This is a genomic window from Paenibacillus sp. NPDC057886, assembly GCF_042796655.1.
Lineage (GTDB): Bacteria > Bacillota > Bacilli > Paenibacillales > Paenibacillaceae > Paenibacillus.
On sequence record NZ_JBHVMZ010000001.1, the window covers coordinates 493,689 to 514,386 of the forward strand.

Here is a 20,698-nt window from a genome sequence, read left to right on the forward strand (position 1 = left end):
TGAACGAGATAGTACGAATTTCTAAAGAGTGGGGAAACCCACTCTTTAGTCTTTGGTATACAAGAATCTTGGGTAATGAAGAAATTGCCAGTCATTATTTGCTGGTGTAACCTAAGTTGGAGGTTATCGGTTTTGAGCACAACGAACATTAAATCTACCGTGGAAGAAATGATCCAACCCTACTTGAACGAACAAGGCTTCGAGCTGGTTGACATCGAATACGTCAAAGAAGGCAGCAACTGGTTTTTACGGGTGTATGTCGACAAAGAGGGTGGCATCGACATCGATGATTGTGTCTTGATCAGCGAAAAGCTAAGCGCCAAGCTGGATGAGAACGATCCGATTCCGACCATCTATTTCCTTGAAGTGTCTTCTCCCGGTGCGGAGCGTCCACTGAAAAAACCGGAGGACGTTGCCAAATCCGTAGGTAAAAATGTATTTGTTACAACCTACGAGCCGGTAAATGGTATAAAGGAATTTGAAGGCAAGCTGCTTTCCTTTGATAATGGGGAACTTGTGATCGAAGCAGGCAAGAAACAGCATGCCATTCTTTATGACAAGGTTGCGAGTGCGCGCCTGGCCATTCTGTTTTAAGTGCCTTGTTCACTTATTAATGAAAAAAGACACATCTCACGATAACGGCAAGGTGCTCATGAGTTTAGAGCCTTTCGCCGTTTTACGTATGAGATGCCATGTTTGAAAGGGGGATCAACATTCATGAGTATGGATTTTATTGAAGCAATGAATGAATTGGAGCGGGAAAAAGGGATCAGCAAGGATGTGCTGTTTGAAGCGATCGAGGCAGCACTCATCTCCAGCTACAAGCGTAATTTCAACACCGCCCAGAATGTGCGTGTTGACATGAACCGCAATACGGGTGTTATCCGGGTATATGCCCGCAAATTGATCGTAGAAGAAGTCCTGGATTCACGTACCGAAATTTCATTGCCTGCTGCACGAGAGATCAACCCACACTTCCAGCTGGAAGATATTGCGGAGATTGAAGTTACGCCGCGTGATTTCGGACGTATCGCCGCACAAACTGCCAAACAGGTAGTGACCCAGCGGATTCGTGAAGCCGAACGCGGCCTGATCTACAACGCTTTCGTTGATAAGGAAGAAGATATCGTTACGGGAGTGGTGCAGCGTCAGGATTTGCGCAATATCTACATCGATCTGGGCAAAATCGAAGCGGCATTGCCGCTGACCGAATTGATGCCGAACGAGAAGTTTGTTCATGGTGACCGTATTAAAGCGTACATCACCAAGGTCGAGAATACGACCAAAGGGCCGCAAATCATTTTGTCCCGTACACATCCGGGCTTGTTGAAACGTCTCTTTGAACTGGAAGTACCTGAAATTTTTGACGGTGTAGTCGAAATTCGCTCCGTCGCACGTGAAGCGGGCTTCCGCTCCAAGATTGCTGTTCATTCCCGCAATGAGGAAGTTGATCCGGTTGGATCATGTGTAGGTCCTAAGGGAATGCGCGTGCAGACCATTGTGGGTGAGCTGCGCGGTGAAAAAATTGACATCGTTCGTTTCTCCGACCAGGTAGACGAATATGTGGCTAATGCACTTAGTCCTTCCAAAGTATTGGAAGTTCAAGTATTCGAGGAAGAAAAGATGGCTCGGGTTATTGTTCCTGACTATCAGCTGTCCCTCGCCATTGGGATCAAAGGCCAAAATGCCCGATTGGCAGCCAAACTGACCGGCTGGAAAATCGACATTAAGAGCGAGAGCCAGGCGGAACAGGAATTCGGCAGAGAGAAAGATTCTTCTTCGGAAATGCACCAAGATTCCGTCTCCGTTGACTAAAGTAAAGCACGGGGGGGCGCTAACGTATGAAAACTAAAAAAGTACCGCTGCGCAAATGTGTGGCGTGTCAGGAAATGATGCCCAAAAAGCAGCTGATCCGTATCGTTAAAACGCCAGAGGATGAAGTGCTGATCGATTTGACTGGCAAAAAGTCCGGACGTGGTGCTTATTTATGCGGCAAAGAGTCCTGTTTTAAGCTTGCACTCAAAAACCGGTCTTTGGATCGGGCGCTAAAGGGTAAAGTCTCACCGGAAATTTATGAGCAATTGGCAGCTGATTTCGTTGCGGTAGAGGACGAATTCATAGCAGCACAGGAGCGTGAACATGATGAATAATAAAACATTGTCTTATCTGGGACTCTCCATGCGTGCAGGCAAACTTGTAACAGGTGAAGAAATTGTACTTAAAGCGATCCGTTCTTCCGAAGCTAAAATGGTTATTGTTGCGGGTGACGCCTCGGCCAATACACAAAAGAAATTTCGCGACAAATGCGGGACATATAAAGTTCCACTGGTGATCGGATTTGACCGGGATAGTCTGGGTTCAAGTATCGGTAAAGAAACGCGGGTTGTTCTTGCAGTAACGGATCGAGGGTTTGCAAAAATGATCTCCAAGCAAGTCGGTATAATGTCGGAGGTGGAGTATATTGAGTAAACAGGAAAACAAGGATAAATTGCGAGTTTATGAATATGCGAAGTCCCTTAATATGAGTAGTAAAGAAATTATAACCATTCTTAAAAAGCTGGATATTCCCGTAAACAATCATATGAGTGTCATGGAGAATGGTTCAGTCGGTAAGGTGGAACAATTTTTTAAAGACATAAAATCCACTGCCGCTTCCAAACAGAGCAATGAAGCAAAATCCGTTGCTACTTCGTCAGTGCGCAGTGACAAAACAGTGGACAGCAACAAGCCGGCCGGCGGAGTGAACACGCCGAATAGCAGCAACCCATCCGGTAGTCCCGTACAAACAAAAATACAACAGGAAAAGCAGGTAGGTATGAACAATAGACCAAATTCCAACAATAACAATGGCTCCCAAAGACCTAGCGGCCAAGACAGCCGCAACAGAACGAACTCTTCCCAAGGCTCAAGCCAAGGAGGACAATCAAGTAATCGTCCAAGACCAGCTCAAGGTGGACAAAGCAGTACAGCATCCCGTCCGCAAAGTACGGGTCAACGTCCATCGAATAGCGGTGGCGGTCAAACAAGAAGCGCAGGACCGAACAGCGGTGGCAATACTGGCACTGGCGGCAACCGTACTGGTGGGCAAGGACAGAGCTCAGGACAAGGCCAACGCAGAGGCGGCCAAGGTAATTCCGGCAATAACAACAATAGCGGCAACCGTTCAAACAGCGGTGGCGGTGGACGTCGTTATGACGACAACCGTGGCGGCAACTTCCGCGGTAATCGTGGCGGCAAGAACAATCGCAACAGAAATCAACAACAGTACCAACAACGTGAGAAAATTGATAACACACCTAAGAAAATCATCGTACGTGGTGACATGACTGTTGGTGAAACAGCGAAATTGCTCCATAAAGATGCTTCTGAAGTTATCAAAAAACTCATCGCAATGGGTGTAATGGCAACGATTAACCAAGAGCTTGATATCGAAACAATCCTGTTGCTTGCTGGAGAGTTCGGTGTTGAGGTTGAAGTGAAAATTGTCCTTGAAGATGATCGCTTCGAAACACTGGAAGAGAATGATGATCCTGCTGATTTGCAGTCTCGTCCACCAGTAGTTACGATTATGGGTCACGTTGACCATGGTAAAACAACATTGCTTGATGCAATTCGTTCAACGAATGTAACGGGCGGAGAAGCAGGCGGTATCACGCAGCATATCGGTGCTTATCAAGTTGAAATTAACAACAAAAAAATCACGTTCCTAGATACACCAGGTCACGAAGCGTTTACTGCTATGCGTGCACGTGGAGCACAGGTTACGGATATTACAATTATTGTTGTAGCTGCAGATGACGGTGTTATGCCACAAACTGTTGAGGCGATTAACCATGCCAAAGCTGCTGGGCTTCCAATTATCGTAGCTGTCAACAAAATTGACAAGCCGGGTGCAGATGCGGATAAAGTAAAACAAGAATTGACCAACTATGAACTCGTTCCGGAAGAGTGGGGCGGCGACACCATCTTTGTTAACGTTTCAGCGAAACAAAGAATTGGTCTAGAAGGTCTGCTTGAAATGATCCTGCTCGTTGCAGAAGTGAACGAGTACAAGGCAAACCCGGACAAACGTGCCCGTGGTACAGTGATCGAAGCCGAGCTGGATAAAGGACGTGGCCCAGTTGCCCGTATTCTCGTACAGCACGGTACACTGAAAGTCGGAGATGCTTTTGTTGCAGGTAACTGCTTCGGTCGTGTACGTGCGATGGTGAATGACAAAGGTCGCCGTTTAAAAGAAGCTGGACCTTCAACACCTGTAGAAATTACCGGTCTGACTGAGGTTCCAGGTGCGGGAGATCCGTTCATGGTGTTTGAAGATGAGCGTAAAGCGCGTTCTATCGCCGACAAACGTGCCATTACACAACGTGAATCCGATCTGGGTACAAACACACGTGTGACATTGGATGATCTGTTCCAACACATCAAAGACGGTGAAATTAAAGACTTGAATGTAATCATCAAAGGTGACGTACAAGGTTCGGTTGAAGCATTGAAGGGTTCCCTTGCGAAGATCGAAGTTGAAGGTGTACGCGTGAAAATCATTCATAGCGGCGCTGGTGCAATCACAGAGTCTGACATCATTTTGGCTGCGGCATCCAATGCCATCGTGATTGGTTTCAACGTTCGTCCTGATAATCAGGCGAAAGCGACTGCAGATCAAGAGCAAGTAGACATTCGTCTGCATCGCGTTATCTACAGCGTTATCGAAGAAATTGAACAAGCAATGAAAGGTATGCTTGATCCGATTTACAAAGAAAAAGTAATCGGTCATGCTGAAGTTCGTAGCACGTTCTCCATCAGTAAAGTCGGCACCATTGCTGGATGTATGGTTACCTCGGGTAAAATTACGCGTTCCGCGGAAGCACGCCTGATTCGTGATGGCATCGTCCTTTACGAAGGTAAGCTGGATTCCCTGAAACGTTACAAAGATGATGCCAAAGAAGTAGCCCAAGGTTACGAGTGCGGTATCACGCTGGATAAATACAATGATCTCAAAGAAGGCGACATTATCGAAGCCTTCATTATGGAGACAGTACAACGATAAGCAAGGAAGCATGAGGTGAACAACAATGGCTAAGATTCGTACAGGTAGAGTGGGCGAGCAGATCAAGAAAGAATTAAGTCTGCTCATCCAGTCTGAACTGAAAGATCCTCGTATCGGCTTTATTACCGTAACGGGAGTCGAAGTGACAGGCGATTTGTCGCAAGCCAAGGTTTATCTGAGTGTCTTCGGTGAACAGGAACAAAAGGATAACTCGCTTAAAGCGCTGGCAAAAGCAAATGGATTTTTGCGTTCAGAACTGGGCAAGCGTATCCGGTTTCGACATGTTCCCGAGTTGATATTCAAGATTGACGAATCTATTGCATATGGCAGCCGAATTGAGAAGCTGCTTGGTGATATCGGTACCGACAAGAACGAATCCGAGTAACAGAATAAAGGAGACGGCAATGCACACTTATGAACAGGCGCTTCAGGACGGAAAGCAATTTCTGCTGGAGCATGATGATTACCTGGTCGTGTCGCATGTACAGCCGGACGGTGACGCAGTCAGCTCGACGGTAACGGTGGGCTGGCTGCTGTCATGTCTGGGCAAGACATTCACGATGATTAATGAAGGTGAAATTCCACAACGCATGAATTTTCTGTGGGAAGCTGGCAAGATCGTGAACATGACCGAACAACCACCGGCGCGGAAATATAAAGCGATAATCTGTGTGGATTGTGCAGACTTTTCCAGAGTAGGGCTGACTCGTCATTGTTTCGAAGAAGATGCTGTCATTTTAAATATTGATCATCATCCGACCAATGACGCGTATGGCACAGTAAACATCATTAAGCCAGACGCTGCAGCAACGGCTGAAATTCTGTTTGATTTCCTCAACCTTTTCCCAGTGAAATGGAACAAGGATTCGGCTACAGCAGTCTATACAGGATTGCTAACAGACACAGGTGGATTCCGCTATGCCAATACGAGTCCTAATGTGATGACCACTGCATCCAAATTGCTTGAACATGGTGTGGATGGACCTTATCTCGCACAGATTTTGCTTGAGCAGGTTACACTTCCCCAAGTCCGAATATTGAATCAGGCCCTCTCAAGTCTGCAAATGTCTGACGATGGCAAGATTGCTTGGGTAGTCATTACACCAGAAGACATGATCGCTTGTGGTGCGGCCAATGAAGATCTTGAAGGGGTAGTCAATTACCCGCGTAACATTCAAGGTGTGGAAGTGGGCATCTTTTTTAAAGTAATCAATGACAATGCGGTGAAAGTATCTCTTCGGTCAGCTGGCAAGGTTGATGTTGCCTCGCTTGCACAGAACTTTGGTGGAGGCGGACATGTACTAGCAGCTGGATGTCGCGTGGAGGGCAAGTTGGAAGATATCGTCGAACTAGTGCTGAAGCAGGTGAATGCTCAATGGTAAAACCATTTGAAGGTGTACTCCCAGTGTATAAACCAGCGGGATTTACTTCTCATGATGTTGTGGCCAAAATGCGTCGCATTCTCAAGATGAAACGTATTGGTCATACAGGCACATTGGACCCGCAAGTTACTGGTGTACTTCCGCTCTGCCTAGGACGGGCAACACGTGTGGTGGAGTACATGCAGGAGCTTCCCAAGGAATACCTGGCTACGCTACGACTGGGTCTGTCCACTGATACGGAGGATATGACGGGTGAGGTTATTGAGCGGTCAGAAACGGCTGTTGAGGTGACACAGGAACAGGTTCAGCAGGTGCTGGAGCAATTCCTGGGCACCATCTCACAGGTTCCGCCAATGTATTCTGCGGTCAAAGTGGATGGGAAGCGTCTCTACGAGCTTGCTCGTGAAGGCAAAACGGTAGAGCGCAAGAGTCGTGAAGTGACGATCTATGAGCTGGAATTGACAGGAATCGAGAATCAAGGCGACACTACGGATATATCGTTCCGCGCTTTATGTTCCAAAGGGACATATATTCGAACGTTATGCGTGGATATCGGCAGAAAATTGGGATATCCGTCCACCATGCTACACCTGGAGCGCACGATATCGGCCGGAATTTCCGCTGATCATTGCCTTCATTTTGAAGAAGTGGAACAACGCATGAGCGATGGGACGTTAGCTGAGGTGTTGATTCCGGTTGATGAAGCCATCTCTTCCATTCCGGCACATACGGTGGGTGCGGATCAGGCCAAGGGAGCACTTCAGGGTCAGAAATTGTCGGCGCGTTTGCTCGAACCGCCTGCAGAGCAACCTGGTCTACTGCGGTTATATGATCAGGATGGGACGTTTCTGGGGATATTTGAGCGGGATGAACTGAAAGCAACGGTGAGAGCTGTTAAAGTCTTTTTGCCGGAATAAAGAGGTTCCTGGTTTGAGTGGTGGTACTCAAGCCTGGCCTATCAAGTGAAATGCAGGTGAATGATTGTGAAAACCGTAATGCTAACCTATCCGCAGACGTTACATTCGGCTGTTCAGGGCACACATCCCCAAGTGCTCGCGATCGGTCAATTTGACGGGCTGCATCTCGGACATGCAAGTGTCATTTTGTCAGCTGTCCGCATTGCACGCGAAACGGGCATGCAGGCAGCGGTGATGACCTTTCATCCTCATCCGAAGGAAGTTATGCGCAAAGGGGATTACGAGGGTTATCTAACTCCCTTGAGAGATAAAGAAGACATCCTGGCAGGGATGGGTGTAGACGTTCTCTACGTGGTCGAATTCAATGAGGAGTTCTCAAGGTTGGAGCCGCAGCAATTTGCACATGATCTACTGCTTCCGCTTCAGACTCGAACAGCGGTAGTTGGTTTTGACTTCCGCTTCGGTCACAAGGGAGCAGGGGATGAGCAGCTTCTTCGCACATTGGGAGAAGGCGAAATGACGGTGGAAACTGTGCCTCCATTCCTGTTAAATGGTGAGAAGGTAAGCAGTTCTCTCATTCGTGGCCTGTTGAAGCGTGGAGATATGGACGAAGCCAGTCAATGGCTCGGACGACCTTACAGCATCAGGGGAACCGTAATTCATGGGGAGAAACGTGGACGGACCATTGGTTTTCCTACCGCTAACCTTGAACTTACAGATCATTATGTTACGCCAGCGAAAGGCGTTTACGCTGTTCGTGTGCAGTATGGGGAGCAGGAACTGCGTGGCGTCATGAACCTTGGTGTGAAACCTACCTTTCACGAAAACGGGATGAAACCTACGTTTGAGGTGCACTTGCTTGATTTTGATGGGCAGATATATGACCAGGAATTAAAGGTTGATCTCGTTCACTACATTCGTGCAGAGCGAAAATTTGACTCGATTGATGCCTTGATCAGTCAGATTCGTGAAGATGCATTAACCGCCGCCCGCCTGTTATCTTAAGGCTCAGGACAAAATATAGGTTTACATTTACTTTGTCTGGGCAACTATGATATAATGTACTACGTTGTCGTTTGAGACAACACATAACCTTGGCTTGGTTGCTCGCTCTCACCGGCGGTGACGAGGCTAATGGCGATTATAATGAAGGAGGTGAATAGGATGGCATTGACTCAAGAACGTAAACAACAACTGATCGACGAGCACAAAACTCATGAGTCCGATACTGGATCACCTGAGGTGCAAGTTGCTATCCTTACGGAAAACATCAGAAGTTTGACAGACCACTTGCGTACGCACAAGAAAGACCACCACTCACGTCGTGGACTTTTGAAAATGGTAGGTCAACGTCGTAAGCTTTTGGCTTACGTGAAAAACAAAGATGTTAAACGTTACAGCGCACTGATCGAAAAACTCGGATTGCGTCGTTAATTATCGTACATGTTTTCAAAATCAACCTGGCTGTTATCCGTCATTCCTTTGTCTAAAAGGACAAGCGGAGCTTACAGCCGGGTTGTTTTGTAGATGAACATGTTGCCATATATTTGTAGCTGATGGCTCCGCAAGGAGCTTTTGTTTTGCAAGTGAGCATGTTGCTGTGGAGTTAATGAATGCAGGACAAGCAGGAAATACTGTGAAAATGCAGAATCCATTGTGTTAGGAACGAATAAAAGGAGGGATTTCATGGAACAGCGTGTTGAAATGCAGCTTGGTGGAAGAACGCTTACGCTTGAAACAGGGCGTTTGGCCAAGCAGGCTAATGCTGCCGTTAAGGTAACGTACGGGGATACCGTTGTATTGTGTACCGTGACAGCATCAAGTGAGCCTAAAGATCTGGACTTTTTCCCATTAACGGTAAACTATGAAGAAAGATTGTATGCCGTAGGTAAAATCCCAGGTGGATTTATTAAACGTGAAGGCAGACCAAGTGAGAAAGCGATTCTTTCGAGCCGTTTGACAGACCGTCCGATTCGTCCTTTGTTCCCGGAAGGTTTCCGGAATGATGTACAAGTTCTGAATATCGTTATGAGTGTGGATCAGGACTGCGAACCGCAAATTGCTGCCATGATCGGTACATCGGCTGCACTGAGCATTTCGGATGTTCCATTTAGCGGACCGATTGGTGGCGTAAAAGTTGGACGTATTGATGGCGAGTTCATCATCAACCCAACGATTGCACAGCTTGAGGTAAGTGAGATTGAGCTCGTTGTTGCAGGAACCAAAGATGCCATCATGATGGTTGAAGCAGAAGCTAACGAAGTTCCGGAAGAAGTAATGCTTGAAGCAATCATGTTCGGACATGACGAAATCAAGAATATTGTTGCAGTAATCGAACAACTCGTACAAGTGGCTGGTAAAGAAAAAATGGCTGTGAAATTGCATGCCGTTAATGCTGAAGTTAGCAGCAGTGTACGTGAGTTTGCCAGTGCTCGTCTGGTTGAAGCTGTTAAAATTGCTGAGAAACATGCGCGTCAGGATGCTATTGATGTCGTGAATGACGAAACCGTTGCTCACTTCGAAGAGAAGTATATCGAGACTCCTGAACTGCTCAAAGATGTGAAAGAAGTGCTACACGATATCGTTAAAGAAGAAGTGCGCCGTCTTATCACACATGATAAAGTTCGTCCGGATGGACGTGGACTCGCTGAGATCCGTCCAATTGAATGTGATACTTCCCTGCTGCCACGTACTCACGGTTCAGGTCTGTTCACTCGTGGTCAAACACAGGCGCTCAGCATCTGTACACTTGGTGCATTGGGTGATGTTCAGATTTTGGACGGAATCAGTCTTGAAGAAACGAAACGTTTCATGCATCATTACAACTTCCCGCCGTTCAGCGTAGGTGAAGCTCGTCCATTGCGTGCTCCAGGCCGTCGCGAAATCGGACATGGTGCTCTGGGTGAGCGTGCTCTTTCCAAAGTAATTCCTTCCGAAACAGACTTCCCATACACAATTCGTCTGGTATCCGAAGTATTGGAATCCAACGGTTCAACTTCCCAGGCCAGTATTTGTGCCAGCACATTGGCTATGATGGATGCAGGTGTACCAATCAAAGCTCCAGTAGCGGGTGTAGCTATGGGTCTGATCAAAGACGGAGATCATGTATCCATCCTGAGTGATATTCAAGGTATGGAAGATCACCTCGGTGACATGGACTTCAAAGTAGCAGGAACACCTGATGGTGTAACAGCTATTCAAATGGACATCAAAATTGATGGCATTGATCGTCAAATTTTGTCCGAAGCATTGGCTCAAGCCAAAGAAGGTCGTATGCACATCTTGAGCAAAATGACCGAAGTGATGAAAACTCCACGTGAGCAGTTGTCACAATATGCCCCTAAAATTACAACGATGCATATCAATCCGGACAAAATCCGTGATGTTATCGGTGCAGGTGGTAAAATTATCAATAAAATCATCGAGGAAACCGGTGTTAAAATTGATATTGAACAGGATGGACGTGTCTTTATCGCTTCTTCCAACCAAGAGATGAACGATAAAGCCAAATCAATCATCGAAGGTATCGTGCGTGAAGTACTGGTCGGTGAGATTTATGTAGGTAAAGTGAAACGTGTTGAGAAGTTTGGTGCATTCGTTGAAGTATTGCCGAACAAAGAAGGTCTGGTTCACATCTCACAATTGTCCACAGAGCGTGTGGCTAAAGTGGAAGATGTTGTTGCCATTGGTGATTCCATTACGGTAAAAGTAACGGAAATTGACCCACAAGGCCGTATCAACTTGTCCCGCAAAGCCGTATTGACTGCCGAAGCTCCGGCTCAATCATAGGCTGCGTGCCTTCGTTTTTTTGAAAAGATAGATTGAATGAAGAGACAGAATGTGAATTTCTGGCTCTTTTTTTAACGTTTAAATACCTTTATGAACGATTGGCTACCCATAAAGCCTTTGAATTCAGCTTTGAAGATACTTTACATGAACAGCTTGTTTTATTCATATTCTTGCCCTTGTCCTCATATGATGGGGACAAAGACGGCGGGAGGATGGAGCTGTGGGAAACCAATCCAAAAAGCTGGCAGCTGTTCTGGTAGGTATGGCAGCTGTCATACTGGTCGGACAAGTGGGCAGTGTACGTACATACATTACGGAAATCCGTGATGGGCCAGGCACGCAAAATGCATTTGATATGTTCAAAGAGGCAACTGGAGAAGAGCAGCTGTTGTCGGCGATCCGGGATAAAGCGGCCGAAACGAAAATCGCTCCGGTCAATGCCAGAGTAGATCGGGTCTGGAAAGCGATACCTGGGTATAACGGAATAGAGATTGATGTGGAAGCCACGTATCGCAAAGCACTTGGTGGGACGCTGAATACCAAGATAGCGTATGTCTATCGGCAGACTGTACCTGAAATCCAGCTTAAAGATTTGGGTGCACACCCGATTTACCGGGGAAATGCCGAAAAACCAATGGTGTCTTTCATGATTAATGTAGCGTGGGGCAATGAATTTATTATCCCGATGCTAGAAACGCTTGATGCCGAAAAAGTCAAAGCTACTTTTTTTCTGGATGGAAGCTGGTTGAGCAAAAACGAGGAACTGGCCAAAGAAATCCAAAAGCGTGGACATGAATTATCAAATCATGCATACTCACATCCGAATATGAGTCGGTTGAGTACGGAGCGGGCCAAGCTGGAAATCAGCAAAACCCAGGACCTGCTCAAAGAAAAGTTGGGTGTGGAGAACCACTGGTTTGCACCACCTTCCGGTGATTTTAATCAACAAACGGTCGACATTGCCTCTGGGATGGGACTTCAAACGGTACTTTGGACACTGGATACCGTGGATTGGCGCAAACCAAGTTCTGATTCTGTTGTAGCAAAGATCGCTAAAAACGTGGAAGCCGGTACATTAATTCTGATGCACCCCACTGCTGCTTCTTCAGGAGCTTTAAAAGGAATGATTGATTCCATACGGGCTAAGGGTTTGACGCTTGGAACCGTTAGTGAAACGTTGTCATCCGAGCGGGTGAAGGGATCAGCGGTTGAGTGAATGATGTTTTTTTGTTAATATCAAACAGTTGGAACCAAATGTCGATTTCAATTTTACGTTGAAATCCAGGCAATTATAGAGATGTAGGAGGGCCAACCGTGAAAAAAATTCAGCTGGGCAATGGCCTCAGAGTTGTCATGGAACAGATTCCGACCTGTCGTTCCGTGTCATTTGGAATATGGGTCAAGACAGGTTCTCGCAATGAGCAGCCTGCAAGCAACGGAGTGTCCCATTTTATTGAGCACATGCTGTTCAAGGGAACGGATCGTTATGATGCCAAAGCGATTGCGGAGCAATTTGATGCAATTGGTGGTAATGTGAATGCGTTCACTTCGAAAGAATACACTTGTTATTACGCCAAAGTATTGGATGAACATCTGCCAATAGCTGTCGATGTGTTGTCCGATATGTTCTTCCGCTCTAAAATGGATGATGGTGAACTGCTCAAGGAGAAAAACGTTATTCTGGAAGAAATATCGATGTATGAGGATACGCCGGATGACATGGTCCATGATCTTATGGCCTTGGCCGCCTATGGTGAGCATCCGCTCGCTTATCCGATTCTGGGTACCGAAGAGCGTCTCAAGGCGATGGACTCCAGCCATCTGCGTGCATATATGAAGGAACACTACACGATTGAGAATACCGTTATTAGTATCGCAGGTAACATTGATGACAGTGTGATCGATTTGATGGAAAAGCATTTTGGTGCTTTTGATGTCAACGGTGTGGCTGAACAAGTTACGCTGCCTGCATTCCAGAGCGGGCAACTCTTCCACAAAAAGAAAACGGAACAAAATCATATCTGTATTTCGTTCCCGGGATGTAAGATCGGAGATCCGCTTCAATTTGCCATGGTCGTGCTGAATAATGCGATTGGCGGAGGCATGAGCTCCAGACTGTTCCAGGAAATTCGGGAGAAACGCGGTTTGGCTTATTCCGTTTATTCGTATCATAGTTCCCATGCGGATAGTGGACTCTTCACCATATATGCGGGTACAGCGCCGAAACAGACGAAAGAAGTTCTGGATCTGACCAAAGAGGTCCTGCACGATCTGGCTGTAAATGGATTGTCTGAAGATGAGCTCCGCAAAGGAAAAGAACAGCTGAAAGGCAGTTTGATCCTCAGTTTGGAAAGCACGGGCAGCCGGATGAACCGTCTTGGCAAAAACGAGTTGATGCTGGGCAGACACCATACGCTGGACGAAATGATTGCCAAAATTGAAGAAGTGACGATGGACGATGTCGATGCTGTGCTGGACCTGATGTTTGCTGAGCCATTTGCGCTCGCTATGGTCGGTGCTTCGGATCGTACGATCGCTGGATTAAGAAGGGATGATTTTGTTGCATTACGTTCAAATTCAAAAGTTACCGGGCAATGAAGATATTAAGTTGCCTCAAAAAATGTCAGAGCTGGCCTCCGGCTTTGATGTAGTTGCGGCATTGCAGGAAGAGGTTGTATTGCAGCCGGGACAGCGTACGTTGATTCCTACGGGACTCGCAATGGCTATGCCAGCTGGATTGGAGGCACAGGTTCGTCCTCGCAGTGGTTTGGCTTTCAAACACGGGATTACGTGTCTGAACACACCAGGTACTATTGATGCCGATTATCGTGGTGAAGTTAAGGTTCTTCTGATCAATCTGGGTCAGGAACCATTCACGATTGTACGTGGGGAACGTATTGCCCAAATCGTCTTTCAAACTGTTCCAGCAGTTGAATTAACAGAAGTAGCTGAACTGTCGGAAACGGTACGTGGAGAAGGCGGATTTGGTCATACTGGAAAATAAAGGATTCGAAACCAAGCTGTAAATAGGAGCATCTTCTGTAATAAGCGCTTCATAGTTTTATTTACTGAACATGTTCTCGAAGAGTCGTCCCCGCGGGGCGGCTCTTTTTTCTTTTTTTGAACGATAGAGTTAATTTTTTCTTTACAAGCTTCAATTATATTGTTTCACCCCCCTGTGGGCCACTGCATACGATAAGGCATACATGTGGTGAAAGGAGTGACGTCCCGATGCTGACCGGTGTCCGGATTATAGTCCTGGGCGGAGATGCGCGGCAGCTTGAAGTCATTCAAAAATGCGCAGAGCTGGATGCTACGGTAAGTGTGGTGGGCTTCGATAAGCTGGAGCGTTCCATTCCGGGTATCGAACACCAGGAATTGGAGGACGATGTATTTGCTTCGGCAGATGTGCTGGTGCTTCCTGTGGTTGGGTGTGACGATAAAGGGGAAGTAAGCACTTCGTTCAGTGATACACCGATTTTTTTGAAAAAGGAACATGTTGCGGCACTGCCGGAGCATTGTATTGTGTTCACGGGTATGGCGAAGCCTTTTTTACGTGATTTGTGCCGGGAAAATGGTCTGCGGCTTGTTGAAGTACTCGATCGTGATGATATCGCGCTCTACAACTCCATTCCGACAGCCGAAGGCGCCATTGCCATGGCGATTCGGGAAACGGACTTCACGATCCACGGCTCGGAATGTATTGTACTTGGATTGGGGCGAACAGGTTTCACAATGGCCAAAACGCTTCAGGGACTTGGGGCAAATGTACGGGTGGGAATCAGGCGCGAAGAGGATGCTGCTCGAGCAGCCATAATGGGCTGGAAGCCTTTCATAACAACGGATTTGGCCGCTCAAACCGGGGAAGTTGACTTGCTTTTTAATACGATACCGACTATGATAATCACAGCACAAATCCTGTCCAAAATGCCGCAAAAAGCAGTCATTATCGACCTCGCATCCGCTCCTGGTGGCTGTGATTTCAGGTATGCCGAAAAACGCGGTATTAAAGCGCTGCTTGCGCCTGGCCTCCCCGGCATTGTTGCTCCCAAAACGGCTGGCGGCATTATTGCCGACGTGTTAATCCGTTTGCTTTTGGAAGAACAAAACGCACGGGAGGTTGAACAATGAACTGGCAGGGAAAAACGGTAGGTTACGCAATTACAGGTTCTCATTGTACGTTTGAAGAGGTTATGCCGGTGATTAGCCGCTTCGTGGCCGAAGGCGCCAATGTTGTCCCGATTATTTCCAATTCGGTTCAGACTACGGATACACGCTTTGGGACCGCGCAAAATTGGCAAAAACAGTTGAAAGATATAACGGGGAATGATATCATTTCTACAATTGTTGAGGCAGAGCCGTTAGGTCCTTCCAAGCTGCTTGATGTGCTCGTAATTGCTCCATGCACAGGCAACACGACGAGCAAGCTGGCTAACGCGATGACGGACAGTCCGGTTTTAATGGCAGCCAAAGCCCAGATGAGAAATCAACGTCCGCTGGTACTCGCCATTTCCACCAATGACGGGCTGGGGTTGAATGCTGCGAACATCGCTAAGCTGCTGGTGGCCAAATATTTGTATTTTGTACCATTTGGGCAGGATGATCCGGTGAAAAAACCGAACTCGTTAGTGGCCAAAATGGAGCTGATTCCGGAGGCATGCTGGAGTGCGCTTGAAGGCAAACAGTTACAGCCAATGATTGTGCAGCGTTCTGCACAGGCTTGATGGTTCTTGGGTCCGCCGTAACATCAGTTTGTTTCAGACAGGGCTCTGTACAGACTTAGTTACGGGGATAACGGTTATACGCTTGAAGAAATGAAGCTGGTTCGAGAGACAAAGAAAATCATGAGGGACGTTATGCTGGCATAAACAGCTACCTGTGTCCACGTTCCTTTCTTTAAAAGGGAATTCCTGCTTGCAACGAGATTAGGTCAGGCAAGCGGGAACAGTGCACGGAGAATGTGTGCGTCATGATCTCGATAACAACCGCGGCCTTCATTTGGGATTGTTTCACACAATCGGATGAAGAGCGGCATGAAATGCCGTATAAAATGCTGAAATTATCGCATCGGAACGCTCCCTAGGGTGATCCATTTGTTGATTGACCCGTGTCCAGTCTTCTTGCGTACACAAATGGAGGAATAAAGATGCGCATCATGGTACAGAAATTCGGAGGTACGTCTCTCTCTACCGTTCAGGCGAGAGAGCATGTGCTCCGTCATGTTAAACGTGAACTTGAAGCAGGATTGAGTCTGGTTATCGTTGTGTCAGCGATGGGTCGCCGCGGCGAGCCTTACGCTACGGATACGTTACTGGACTGGGCTGCACAGAACGGAAATGCACTATCTGCACGCGAAAAGGATTTACTGCTGTGCTGTGGTGAAATTATATCTGCGACGACTTTGAGCAGTCTGCTTGAACATGAAGGCATTCCAACTACAGTGCTGACCGGTGCACAAGCAGGTTTTGTGACGGACGACAATTTCGGGAATGCCCGAATTTTGGATGTCCGTCCTGTTCGTGTGCTGGAGCAGCTTCAGAGTGGGCGTGTTGTCATAGTTACAGGATTCCAGGGGCAGACCGAGAGCGGTGACTTTACGACGCTTGGTCGTGGAGGAAGTGATACGTCAGCAACAGCCCTTGGGGCAGCATTACACGCAGAAATGGTGGATATATATACGGATGTAAATGGGATACTGACAGCAGATCCACGTATTGTGGAGGACGCGCGTCCGTTGACCGTCGTGAGTTATGCTGAGATATGTAATATGGCCCATCAAGGAGCTAAGGTAATTCATCCACGTGCAGTCGAGATTGCGATGCAATCCCAGATTCCAGTGCGTGTACGGTCTACCTTTGCAGATAGTGAAGGGACACTGGTTACGCATCCAGAAGGATTCCAGGATGTGCAGACAGGCATTGTTGACCGATATGTAACAGGGATTGCCTATGTAAGTAATGTTACGCAAATAACGGTGGAAGTGCCAGGCGGTGCAGATCGTTTGCAGCTGAAAGTGTTCAAAACGATGGCTGAAAATTCGATTAGCGTAGATTTTATTAATGTTACCCCCTTGGGAGTTGTCTATACCGTTTTCGATAGTGATTCCGAGAAAGCCATTCAGGTACTGCAGGAAATTGGTCTTAAACCGCAAAGTCTTTCGGGATGTGCCAAAGTTTCCGTCATCGGCGGAGGCATCAACGGAGTGCCAGGCATTATGGCACGGATTGTGGAATCCTTGACACTGGCGGACATCCAGATCCTGCAATCTGCAGATTCCAATACAACGATTTGGGTACTTGTGAAAAAAGAAGATATGGTTCAAGCTCTAAGGGCGCTTCACGCCTCATTCGAACTTCACTTGTAGGACTTTGAAGTCAGCGGAGCCGGACCTGTTTTGAAGGAGGAATCGAATTGGACTTTGGAAGATTGATTACAGCAATGGTCACTCCGTTCAACGAACAAGGGGGGATCCATTGGGAGGAAACTGCACGTCTGATTGACTATTTGATTGAAGATCAAAAGTCAGAGACGCTCGTTATTTCAGGAACAACTGGAGAATCTCCCACGCTTAGCGACAAAGAAAAAGTAGAGCTATTCGAATTCGCAGTAAAACATGTGGCTGGACGGTGCAAAATCATTGCTGGAACGGGTAGCAATAACACCGCCCATTCAATCCATCTGACTCAGGACGCTGAACGTGCTGGTGTAGATGGCGTTTTGCTGGTTGTTCCTTATTACAACAAACCAAGTCAAGAGGGAATGTTTAGACACTTTGAAGCGATCGCAAACGCGACGAAACTGCCAGTTATGTTGTATAACGTTCCTGGACGTACGGCAGCCAGTCTTTCGGCTGCAACAACGCTTCGTTTGGCACAGATTCCTAACATTGTAGCTACGAAGGAATGTGTATCTTTGGAGCAAGTCACGCAGATTGCTGCGGGTGCACCGGGACATTTCAGGGTGTATTCCGGTGACGATGCTTCTGGCTTGCCTGCTATTGCAGTAGGTGCTCACGGGATCGTTAGCGTTGCTAGCCATGTGGTAGGCGCTGAAATGAAACAAATGATTGATGCCTACTTCGGTGGTGCGCCAGTACAGGCAGCTCAGATACATCAGAAGCTGTTTCCGGTGTTCAAAGGCCTGTTCGAGTGCCCGCAGCCTTTACCGAACCCTGTAGCGGTGAAATACGCTCTGACATTGCGTGGTCTGAACGTAGGATCTGTACGCCTTCCGCTTATAGCCGCAACAGAGGATGAGGAAGGCTTTATTCGTGCCTTGTTTAACTAGCAATGATACGATATCGAACTGATTTGTTCACTTTTATAAATCTATAGAAATTGCAGAAGAACCGTTTCTCGTTTAAGACGAGGCGGTTCTTTTTTTTGACGATGATTGTTAGGTTTCTTTTCACAACTGGAGGCAAACGTAGAGGTTAACGAGAGAGTGACTTGTTTTTTTTGTTTTTAATCATGTATAATGATGTCAAGTGACTGGGTGCGGTATTTTTTTGAAATTGAAAGCGACATCGTTTCTGGTGTAGCTTTGTGGTGAAAAAGGAAGGAACGGCTAAGAAGGATCATTTTTCAAAATCCATCTTGTTGGTGAAGGGGAATAACTTCGAAGAACTTCTTCCAAATATCGTGAATAAAGGTGCTCTTTTGCATTTATCCCTATTTACGGGCATGGATGTGATGGACTGCTTTTCTTAACTTACAATAAAATAATAAGGTACGACGTCCAACTACCATAGGAGGTTTAGATTCATTTGTCTAAGAAAAATAACAACGATAAACTGATGATTTTTGCTTTGGGCGGCGTAGGCGAGATTGGTAAAAATATGTACGTCATCCAATACGCGAACGACATTGTAGTCGTAGATGCTGGTCTTAAATTCCCGGAAGAAGATATGCTTGGAATCGACATTGTCATTCCTGACATCTCTTATCTGACTGAAAACCGTGACAAAGTAAGAGGAATTATTTTGACTCACGGACATGAGGATCATATCGGTGGTCTGCCATATGTTCTGAAACACCTGAATGTTCCGGTATACGGAACAAAGCTTACTCTCGGACTTGTGGAGAACAAGCTGAAAGAAGCCAACTTGCTGGGTGAAACAAAACGCATCCTGATTGATGCGGATTCCGAGATCCAACTCGGCTCTGTACTGAAAGCAACGTTCTTCGCTACTAACCATAGTATTCCGGATTCCGTCGGCGTATGTGTCGAAACACCGGAAGGCGCTGTTGTTCATACAGGTGACTTCAAATTTGACCACACTCCAGTCAATGGTCAATATGCAGATCTCCAGCGTATGGCACAGATCGGAACCAATGGCGTACTTGCCCTCTTGTCCGATAGTACCAATGCTGAGAAACCTGGATTTACACCTTCGGAGAAAAATGTGGGTATCGTTCTGGAAGATATTTTCCGTAAAGCAAGCCAGCGTGTCGTTGTAGCAACGTTTGCTTCCAACGTACACCGGATTCAACAGGTTATCAATGCAGCTGAAGTAACTGGACGTAAAGTCGCAGTTATTGGACGCAGTATGGTAAATGTGGTGGGTATTGCTTCTGAACTGGGTTACCTTGAGATTCCAGACGGCATGATCATTGAGCCGGAAGAAGTAGGCAAAATGGCTGCTGACCGTGTAGTAATTCTCTGCACAGGTAGTCAAGGCGAGCCGATGTCAGCATTGACACGTATGGCTCGTTCCACACATCGTAAGGTAGATATTTTGCCTGGTGATACAGTAATTATTGCTGCAACTCCAGTTCCAGGTAATGAGAAATATGTAGGCCGTACAATTGACGAACTGTTCCGTCTGGGTGCCAACGTGCATTACAGCGGTGCAAACAGTGGCGTTCACGTATCCGGTCACGGTAGCCAGGAAGAGCTGAAACTGATGCTTAACCTGATGAAACCTAAATATTTCCTGCCGATTCACGGTGAATTCCGTATGCAGCGCCGCCACGCGGTATTGGCTGAATCTGTAGGTATTGATCCGGACAATATTTTCATTACGGATATCGGTGAAGTGGTTGAAATTCAAGGTGGAGCAGCACGCAAGGCAGGTAAAGTTACTGCAGGTAACGTGTTGATCGACGGCTTGGGTGTAGGCGATGTAGGTAACATCGTATTGCGTGACCGTAAATTGCTGTCACAGGATGGCATTCTGGTTGTCGTGGTAACACTGAGCAAACAGGATGGCAAAATTGTTTCCGGTCCGGACATCATCTCCCGTGGATTTGTCTATGTACGCGAATCGGAAGGACTGCTTGATGAAGCCAATCGCATCGTCAGCAGCACATTGCAGAAGTTGATGAGTGAGAACGTTAACGAATGGGCTTCACTCAAAACGAATGTTAAAGATGCACTCGGACGCTTCTTGTATGAGCAAACTCGTCGTAGACCGATGATTTTGCCAATCATTATGGAAGTTTAAAATAAATCAACAAAAACATAAATTCAGGCACACAGTCGCCTCTTCTCTACGAGTAATATTGGACGGTTCCTCGTAGAGAAGGGGCTTTTTTTGTCGTTTTCTGGCCCTACACCAGATTATG

At 46.8% G+C, this 20,698-nt stretch carries 19 protein-coding genes; all 19 read left to right on the forward strand.

Annotated elements, in window-relative coordinates; translation table 11 throughout:
- Positions 1–132: 132 nt before the first annotated feature.
- The 19 genes from rimP to ACFVQB_RS02290 all read left to right on the forward strand — a co-directional run bounded on the left by rimP (position 133) and on the right by ACFVQB_RS02290 (position 20,577).
- Positions 133–594: a ribosome maturation factor RimP gene (gene rimP, locus ACFVQB_RS02200; protein WP_024630253.1), complete on the forward strand. Its 462-nt coding sequence runs from the start codon at positions 133–135 to the stop codon at positions 592–594.
- 123 nt (positions 595–717) lie between these two features.
- The gene (gene nusA / locus ACFVQB_RS02205) at positions 718–1,815 is read left to right on the forward strand and encodes a transcription termination factor NusA (protein ID WP_062326087.1); all 1,098 of its coding nucleotides are present in this window, start codon (positions 718–720) and stop codon (positions 1,813–1,815) included.
- A gap of 26 nt (positions 1,816–1,841) precedes the next feature.
- On the forward strand, positions 1,842–2,150 hold the full coding sequence (gene rnpM / locus ACFVQB_RS02210; protein WP_053783828.1) for an RNase P modulator RnpM: 309 nt from the start codon (positions 1,842–1,844) through the stop codon (positions 2,148–2,150).
- Positions 2,140–2,469 carry a YlxQ family RNA-binding protein gene (locus ACFVQB_RS02215; protein ID WP_029880929.1) on the forward strand — a complete coding sequence of 110 codons (330 nt, stop codon included), beginning with the start codon at positions 2,140–2,142 and terminating at the stop codon, positions 2,467–2,469. The genes rnpM and ACFVQB_RS02215 overlap by 11 nt, the downstream gene beginning before the upstream one ends.
- A complete protein-coding gene (infB, locus tag ACFVQB_RS02220; protein ID WP_379434814.1) occupies positions 2,462–5,044 on the forward strand; it encodes a translation initiation factor IF-2 in 2,583 nt (860 codons plus the stop codon). The genes ACFVQB_RS02215 and infB overlap by 8 nt, the downstream gene beginning before the upstream one ends.
- 25 nt (positions 5,045–5,069) lie before the next feature.
- Positions 5,070–5,429: a 30S ribosome-binding factor RbfA gene (rbfA, locus tag ACFVQB_RS02225; RefSeq protein ID WP_062326091.1), complete on the forward strand. Its 360-nt coding sequence runs from the start codon at positions 5,070–5,072 to the stop codon at positions 5,427–5,429.
- A 19-nt stretch (positions 5,430–5,448) separates the two neighbouring features.
- A complete protein-coding gene (locus tag ACFVQB_RS02230; RefSeq protein ID WP_379434815.1) occupies positions 5,449–6,426 on the forward strand; it encodes a DHH family phosphoesterase in 978 nt (325 codons plus the stop codon).
- A complete protein-coding gene (gene truB / locus ACFVQB_RS02235) occupies positions 6,420–7,343 on the forward strand; it encodes a tRNA pseudouridine(55) synthase TruB (protein WP_379434816.1) in 924 nt (307 codons plus the stop codon). Before ACFVQB_RS02230 ends, truB begins: the two co-directional genes overlap by 7 nt.
- A gap of 66 nt (positions 7,344–7,409) precedes the next feature.
- Positions 7,410–8,348: a bifunctional riboflavin kinase/FAD synthetase gene (locus ACFVQB_RS02240; protein ID WP_379434817.1), complete on the forward strand. Its 939-nt coding sequence runs from the start codon at positions 7,410–7,412 to the stop codon at positions 8,346–8,348.
- A gap of 159 nt (positions 8,349–8,507) precedes the next feature.
- Positions 8,508–8,777, forward strand: a complete 270-nt coding sequence (rpsO, locus tag ACFVQB_RS02245) for a 30S ribosomal protein S15 (protein ID WP_056700672.1) — start codon at positions 8,508–8,510, stop codon at positions 8,775–8,777.
- A 252-nt stretch (positions 8,778–9,029) separates the two neighbouring features.
- Complete coding sequence (pnp, locus tag ACFVQB_RS02250; RefSeq protein WP_379434818.1) at positions 9,030–11,132, forward strand: polyribonucleotide nucleotidyltransferase; 2,103 nt, start codon at positions 9,030–9,032, stop codon at positions 11,130–11,132.
- Between the two features lie 220 nt (positions 11,133–11,352).
- Positions 11,353–12,348 carry a polysaccharide deacetylase family protein gene (locus ACFVQB_RS02255; protein ID WP_379434819.1) on the forward strand — a complete coding sequence of 332 codons (996 nt, stop codon included), beginning with the start codon at positions 11,353–11,355 and terminating at the stop codon, positions 12,346–12,348.
- Between the two features lie 98 nt (positions 12,349–12,446).
- A complete protein-coding gene (locus tag ACFVQB_RS02260; RefSeq protein WP_076289533.1) occupies positions 12,447–13,730 on the forward strand; it encodes a M16 family metallopeptidase in 1,284 nt (427 codons plus the stop codon).
- Complete coding sequence (dut, locus tag ACFVQB_RS02265; RefSeq protein WP_170867769.1) at positions 13,690–14,136, forward strand: dUTP diphosphatase; 447 nt, start codon at positions 13,690–13,692, stop codon at positions 14,134–14,136. The genes ACFVQB_RS02260 and dut overlap by 41 nt, the downstream gene beginning before the upstream one ends.
- A gap of 227 nt (positions 14,137–14,363) precedes the next feature.
- Positions 14,364–15,263: a dipicolinate synthase subunit DpsA gene (gene dpsA / locus ACFVQB_RS02270; protein ID WP_379434820.1), complete on the forward strand. Its 900-nt coding sequence runs from the start codon at positions 14,364–14,366 to the stop codon at positions 15,261–15,263.
- A complete protein-coding gene (locus ACFVQB_RS02275; RefSeq protein WP_379434821.1) occupies positions 15,260–15,856 on the forward strand; it encodes a dipicolinate synthase subunit B in 597 nt (198 codons plus the stop codon). The genes dpsA and ACFVQB_RS02275 overlap by 4 nt, the downstream gene beginning before the upstream one ends.
- Positions 15,857–16,278: 422 nt before the next feature.
- Complete coding sequence (gene dapG, locus ACFVQB_RS02280) at positions 16,279–17,496, forward strand: aspartate kinase (protein ID WP_379434822.1); 1,218 nt, start codon at positions 16,279–16,281, stop codon at positions 17,494–17,496.
- Positions 17,497–17,543: 47 nt separating this feature from the next.
- The gene (dapA, locus tag ACFVQB_RS02285) at positions 17,544–18,419 is read left to right on the forward strand and encodes a 4-hydroxy-tetrahydrodipicolinate synthase (RefSeq protein ID WP_379434823.1); all 876 of its coding nucleotides are present in this window, start codon (positions 17,544–17,546) and stop codon (positions 18,417–18,419) included.
- Positions 18,420–18,897: 478 nt separating this feature from the next.
- Positions 18,898–20,577 (forward strand): ribonuclease J, encoded by a 1,680-nt coding sequence (locus tag ACFVQB_RS02290; RefSeq protein ID WP_053783840.1) that lies wholly within the window; start codon positions 18,898–18,900, stop codon positions 20,575–20,577.
- Positions 20,578–20,698: the final 121 nt, after the last annotated feature.